The organism is Flavobacterium hercynium (assembly GCF_002217285.1).
In the GTDB taxonomy this organism is placed as follows: Bacteria; Bacteroidota; Bacteroidia; order Flavobacteriales; family Flavobacteriaceae; genus Flavobacterium; species Flavobacterium hercynium.
Window position 1 is genome coordinate 94,308 of sequence record NZ_MUGW01000054.1, and the last position, 6,787, is coordinate 101,094.

Below are 6,787 nucleotides of genomic sequence, written 5' to 3' on the forward strand. Positions count from 1 at the left end.
TTAAACCATTTTTCCACGTAATTTTTTCAAGTAATTTTACGTTAAATAAATTAAATATGAACCCCAATATGAAAAGATTTTCTACCTTATTTTTAGTGTCACTAATGAGTGGTGCTACTACCCTTGGTGCATACAAGCTTTTATTTGAAAGCAATAATTCTTTCTTTGCAAAAGAAAATCCAGTTGTAACTCTTGCACCTAATTCTTTTGGAAAAAATGTTGCACTGGCTGCTGAAACTGTTGATTTTACAGCTGCTGCTGACAAGACCATTCACACGGTTGTTCACGTAAAAAATGTGTCCCGAAGAACGGTTAGTAATCCGATGATGGAATTTTTCTATGGTTACGGAGGACAGCAACAACAAGAACAAGTGGGTACCGGATCCGGTGTTATAATTTCTGAAGACGGCTACATTGTAACGAACAATCACGTTATTAAAGATGCAACGGAAATTGAAATTACTTTAAACAATAAAAAAGCATACAAAGCCAAGTTAATTGGTACTGATTCTAAAATGGATATCGCATTATTAAAAATAGATGCAAATGAAAAACTTCCATATACTGCTTTTGCCAATTCTGATTCTGTAAAAGTTGGTGAATGGGTTCTTGCAGTTGGAAATCCATACAATTTGACTTCGACTGTAACTGCCGGAATTGTTTCTGCAAAAGCACGTAATTTGGATACGAAAGGAATTCAATCTTTTATTCAGACTGATGCTGCCGTAAATCCTGGAAACAGTGGAGGTGCGTTAGTAAATACAAGAGGTGAGTTAATTGGTATTAATACTATGATTTCGTCTATGACAGGTTCTTATGTTGGATATTCATTTGCTGTTCCATCAAACAATGCCAGAAAAATTATTGAAGATATTATGGAATTCGGAAATGTTCAAAGAGGTATTTTGGGCGTTGAAGGTGGAGAATTGAACAGTAATGCTTCAAAAGAATTAGGAATTACTGAAACGCAGGGATTCTATATCAATAAAGTTACTAAAAACTCAGGTGCTGAAAAAGCTGGGCTTACAAAAGGGGATATTATTGTAAAACTTGATGAGCAAAATATTTCAACTTTTGCCGATCTTTCGGGTTATATCAATACAAAACGACCAAACGATGTTGTGAAAGTTACTTACGTGAAAGACGGAAAGACTAAAACAGTTTCGGTAACTTTAAGTAAAAATGAATTTTACAGCACGGAATTTAAAGGAATAGAATTAGAAAATATTGATGCTGCTGATAAGAAAAAATTCAAAATTGATTATGGTGTAAAGATTAGATCAATTACGAATGAAAATTTAATGCAATATCAAAATGAACTACAAGGTAATATCATTTTAAGTATTGACAATGTAAAAGCAACAAATGTTGAAACGGTATCTAAGCTTTTAAACAGAAAAGATGACGGTCAAAGTGTACGAATCGAAATGATCAATAAAGCTGGTGAGATTTTGAGAATCATCATCTAAAATAACAAATATTACATACTCAAAAGCCATCTTAAAAAATTAAGGTGGCTTTTTTTATTTTAAAAATAATTGACAAAATAGTTTACGAAATCGATTGAAATGGATACTTTTGCGAAAAATTTACAAATATGTCTGTTTTTATTTTTTCAATTTAATCAATTATGAGCAAAAAAACTTTGTACCAGAAAGAGGTATCATTACAAGTCGACCGAAGAAGAGCCGGTGTCGAATTAATAAAAATCATAAGCGATTTATGGTATGACAAATCCATTGAAACGGTTTTGTTTAAAAATCAATTACTGGATAAAAATGTCAGCGATATAATTAATTTGCATCATTATGCAGGTGAATTTGTCGGGAAACCTATTTCTATTTTTGATACCGTTGAAATTGCAAAAGTTATTTTATCGTTAGACCTTCCTCCTTCAAAATTAGATTTAGGAAAACTAACGTATGAATATAGTCTGGAGGATGAAAAATATCCGGATGCACGATATTTTGTAATTGAAAAATTAAAGAACGCTAAGGCTTCAAAAGAAATTCAGCCTAAAGATGTTGTTCTTTATGGCTTTGGAAGAATTGGCCGATTACTTGCCAGAGAATTAATGTCTAAAACCGGTAAAGGAAATCAATTGCGTTTGAGAGCAATTGTAACCCGCGACAAAAATGATGCATCAAGTTTAGAGAAACGAGCTTCTCTATTACGTTATGATTCTATTCACGGAGATTTTCATGGTTCTGTAGTTGCTGATCCAAAAAATAACGCTTTAATCATCAACGGAACTACGGTGCATGTCATTACTGCCAACACACCGGAAGAAATAGATTATACAATTTATGGCATTAATGATGCTTTAATAATTGATAATACCGGCGCATTTACTACTGAGGCTGCCTTAAAGAGACACTTAACTTCTAAAGGTGCTCATAAAGTTTTATTAACTGCCCCGGGAAAAGGAATTCCAAATATTGTTCATGGAGTAAATCATAACGAATACAACCCTGATAACATTGCTATTTTCTCTGCTGCTTCCTGCACAACAAATGCTATTACTCCAATCTTAAAAGTTATAGAAGATAATTTAGGCGTTGTAAAAGGACACTTAGAAACGATTCATGCTTACACCAACGACCAAAATCTGGTTGACAATATGCATCAAAAATACCGTCGTGGCAGAGCTGCAGCGCTGAACATGGTCATAACGGAAACAGGTGCCGGAAGTGCTGTTGCAAAAGCATTACCGACCTTAGAAGGTAAACTAACTTCAAATGCAATTCGCGTTCCTGTACCTAATGGTTCTTTAGTAATCTTAAATTTAGATGTAAAAAAAGGTACTACTTTAGCAGGGATTCATAAAATCATGAAAAAATCTGCTTTAGAAGGAGAATTGGTAGAGCAAATAAAATACTCCTTAAATAATGAACTTGTTTCGTCTGATATTGTTGGAACTTCTGCTCCATCTATTTATGACAGCAATGCTACAATTGTTTCTAAAGATGGAAAAAGCATTGTGTTATACATTTGGTACGATAATGAATTCGGATATAGCCATCAGGTAATTCGTCTGGCAAAATATATTGCAAAAGTTAGACGTTTCACTTATTACTAATAGCATACAAACCAAAAACTATATAACCACTTTTAAACCATCATTGTAAAGTGATGGTTTTTTTTTGAGTTAAATAGGCAACTCTGTCGTACTTTTTACTTCTGAAATAACAAACACGGTATTGATTAAAGAAACCTCAGGTAAAACAGATAATTTCTTTTGATGAAAATGATGATAGCTTTCCATATCAGGAATAATAACTTTTAACATGTAATCGAAATTTCCTGACACATAATTACATTCTACAACTTCCGGTAACTCCAAAATCGATTGGTTAAAACCTTCGGATGTGTCATACGTTTGTTTTGTTAAGGTAACCTGACAATAAACGGTCAAATTATTTCCTAATTTTTTCTTATTTAATATAGAGACATACTTTTCTATAACACCCTCTTTTTCAAGACGTTTAACTCTATCATGAACTGGTGTAAGCGACAAATTTATTTTGTTTGCAATGTCTTTTAAGGTGTAATGCGCATCTACTTGCAAAAGACGTAAGATTTTCTTGTCAATTTCATCTAAAGCCATAACGAAAACGATATAATTAATAATTAAAATTCAGTCATTTTTTCTTTTTTGGGATTCAAAAACGTTTCCAAAAAGAATATTTTTCTGTAAAATTACTGAATAAAATAATATTTTCTTATTTAATCATCCTTTATCCATAATATATTCGCTATCTGTAGATTTGTATATCAAATTACAAAACAAAAAAATTTAGATAAAATGATAATAGGTGTTCCAAAAGAAATAAAAAATAATGAAAACCGTGTAGCTTTAACTCCTGCAGGTGTTTCAGAAATGAAAAATAACGGACATAAAGTTTATGTTCAATCGACTGCTGGTTTAGGAAGTGGTTTTAGCGATGAAGAATATGCAAATGCCGGAGCTGTTGTTTTACCAACAATTGAAGAAGTTTATGCTATCGCTGAAATGATCATCAAAGTAAAAGAACCAATTGCATCTGAGTATGAATTAATCAAAAAAGATCAATTACTTTTCACTTATTTCCACTTTGCATCATCTGAGTCATTAACTCACGCTATGTTAGAAAAAGGTGCTGTATGTTTAGCTTACGAAACAGTTGAAAAAACAGATCGTAGTTTACCATTATTAGTTCCAATGTCTGAGGTTGCTGGTCGTATGGCTATTCAACAAGGAGCAAAATATCTTGAAAAACCATTAAAAGGAAGAGGAATTCTTTTAGGTGGAGTTCCAGGTGTACCACCAGCTAAAGTTTTAGTTTTAGGTGGAGGAATCGTTGGAACTCAAGCTGCAAAAATGGCTGCTGGTCTTGGTGCTCAAGTAACTATTATGGATTTAAGTTTGCCACGTTTACGTCATTTAGATGATATTATGCCTGCAAACGTAAATACACAAATGTCTAACCACTACAATATCACTAAAGCAATTGCTGATGCTGATTTAATTGTTGGAGCTGTTTTAATTCCAGGAGCAAAAGCACCTCACTTGATTACTCGTGACATGCTAAAATTAATGCGTCCAGGAACTGTTGTTGTTGACGTTGCTGTTGATCAAGGTGGTTGTATTGAAACTTGTACTCCTACAACTCACGAAAACCCAACTTTCATTATTGATGATATTGTTCACTACTGTGTAGCAAATATGCCTGGTGCAGTTCCTTATACTTCTACACTAGCTTTAACTAATGCTACTCTTCCTTATGCTGTACAATTAGCTAACAAAGGATGGGAAAAAGCATGTGCTGAAAATGAAGAATTAAAGAAAGGATTAAATATTGCAAACGGAAAAATCCTTTACAAAGGGGTTGCAGAAGCTTGGAATCTTCCTTTTAACGAAGAGTTAGTTTTAGCAAACTAATCTATCACAATCATAAAAAAAGGGCCTTTTCTTAAACGAAAAGGCCCTTTTTACTTTAAGACTAATTTAACCTATATTTATTTTTGATCATCCAAAACTTCCTGAAGTACTTTAGCTTCGGTTCCATTTGGAAAAGCAACCTTAATTTTCTGAGCGATAGTTGGTGCAATTTCTGTGATTCCTTTTTTATCGTACGATTCACCTTTTTTTACGTGCCAGCCATAAAAAATAGCCGGTACATGTGTGTCATACGTATACATTGTTCCGTGTGAAGTTCCTGTTGCTGAATATTGAATATCTCCAGGCTTATCAACTATTACCATATCACCATTTTGGGTAATATCGTATCCTTTTGCAACAAAATTTAGAGCATAATCATTTCCGGCATTTGCCATGATCTCTTCTTCTGTATAAACTTTCTTAATTTGAGGCTGTGCTAGTAGAAATTCCTTATAATCTTGTTTCACTTTTGCTAATTCCAAACCTTTCTCTTTTATAATTTGCTTATTAAAAAAGATATTATTATTTGAGTAATTTAAAAGTAAATCAACTCCATACGTTTTAATTGAGAAATCCTGAAGACTTTTTCTAACTTCTTTTGAAGGATAATTGTCTACATTATATTTACGATCTTTTAAATAAATTACGTTTTCTGCCCCAGCATGATCCGCTGTTAAAAACAATAAGTAATTGTCTTTACCAACTGTTTTATCAAGGTAGGCTAAAAAGTCAGCAATCGTTTGATCTAATCTCAAATAAGTATCTTGTAATTCCATAGAACGCGGCCCTAGTAAATGACCTACATAATCTGTAGAAGAAAAACTCACGGTTAAAAAGTCGGTGATATTATCTTTACCTAATTCTTCTTTATCAATAGCTCTTTTAGCAAATTCAGCTAATAAATCATTTCCAAATGGAGTTGATCTTATTACTCCTGCATCATTCTTTTCATACATTGATTTTAAATCATAAGGAAAAACGGGAGCTGCACTACCATACAATTTTCCTTCATACGGATTATTATCCGGTAAACTTTCATTGTAGATTGAAGCAGGCTTAAACAAATCCCATCCTTTATTTAGATAAGGTAAATAGTTTTTTTCATTATTAAATTGATTAACCCATTCCGGTAACTTTTCTCCGTAAAAACTACTGGAAATAAAAGCTCCTGTTTTACTGAACCAGAATGCCCAATTCGCAAAATGACCTGCTGGCAGAATAGCACCACGATCTTTAAGACTCATTCCGATTACTTTTCCTTGAAAATTAGTAGCCATTCTTACTTCATCGGTAATTGTAGTACTTTGTAAATTTTTAGGTGACATAGCGCCTTCTTCCGCTGTACCATTCCCAACTATTTTTACCGAAGCATCATCAGTGCAATACATTTGTTTCCCTAATGTTCTACTAAACCATTCGTTTCCTACAATTCCATGTGTGGCCGGCGTAGTACCTGTATAAATAGAGGCATGACCTGGAGCTGTATATGTTGGAACATAATTATAATGCATATTCTGAAATGTATATCCATCATTCATTAATCTTTTGAAACCATTAGGTGAAAAATCATCAGAAAACCGATATAAATACTCCATTTTCATTTGATCAACCACAATACCTACTACTAATTTTGGACGTTGCTGAGCACTTAAATTTGAAATAACAAAGAGTGTCAGCAGTAAAATACTTTTTTTCATACTATATTATAATTTGATGCAAAAATACTCAATACCCACTAAAATGTCTATTGTGATTTAGTTTAAAACCTAAAATTGACTTTAATTTAACAGATTAGTAAATCTCCGCAAATAACTTATTAAAGTATTACCAATCTTTGTCGAGTTTCTAGGGATCAATGCATATTGT

Annotated in this window: 5 protein-coding genes; 3 read left to right on the plus strand and 2 right to left on the minus strand. The window is 32.8% G+C overall.

Going from position 1 to position 6,787, the window contains the following annotated elements:
* The first annotated feature begins 68 nt into the window (after positions 1-68).
* Both B0A66_RS20395 and B0A66_RS20400 read left to right on the plus strand, forming a co-directional pair.
* Positions 69-1,469, plus strand: coding sequence for a Do family serine endopeptidase (locus B0A66_RS20395; protein ID WP_089051696.1), 1,401 nt, complete (start codon positions 69-71; stop codon positions 1,467-1,469).
* Between the two features lie 161 nt (positions 1,470-1,630).
* Positions 1,631-3,079 carry a glyceraldehyde-3-phosphate dehydrogenase gene (locus B0A66_RS20400; RefSeq protein ID WP_089051697.1) on the plus strand — a complete coding sequence of 483 codons (1,449 nt, stop codon included), beginning with the start codon at positions 1,631-1,633 and terminating at the stop codon, positions 3,077-3,079.
* Between the two features lie 69 nt (positions 3,080-3,148).
* On the opposite strand, the gene B0A66_RS20405 is transcribed toward B0A66_RS20400, so the two are convergent.
* Complete coding sequence (locus B0A66_RS20405; protein WP_089051698.1) at positions 3,149-3,607, minus strand: Lrp/AsnC family transcriptional regulator; 459 nt, start codon at positions 3,605-3,607, stop codon at positions 3,149-3,151.
* A 198-nt stretch (positions 3,608-3,805) separates the two neighbouring features.
* Between B0A66_RS20405 and ald the strand changes: the two genes are divergently transcribed.
* Positions 3,806-4,921, plus strand: a complete 1,116-nt coding sequence (gene ald / locus B0A66_RS20410; protein WP_089051699.1) for an alanine dehydrogenase — start codon at positions 3,806-3,808, stop codon at positions 4,919-4,921.
* A 77-nt stretch (positions 4,922-4,998) separates the two neighbouring features.
* On the opposite strand, the gene pafA is transcribed toward ald, so the two are convergent.
* Complete coding sequence (pafA, locus tag B0A66_RS20415; RefSeq protein WP_089051700.1) at positions 4,999-6,618, minus strand: alkaline phosphatase PafA; 1,620 nt, start codon at positions 6,616-6,618, stop codon at positions 4,999-5,001.
* Positions 6,619-6,787: the final 169 nt, after the last annotated feature.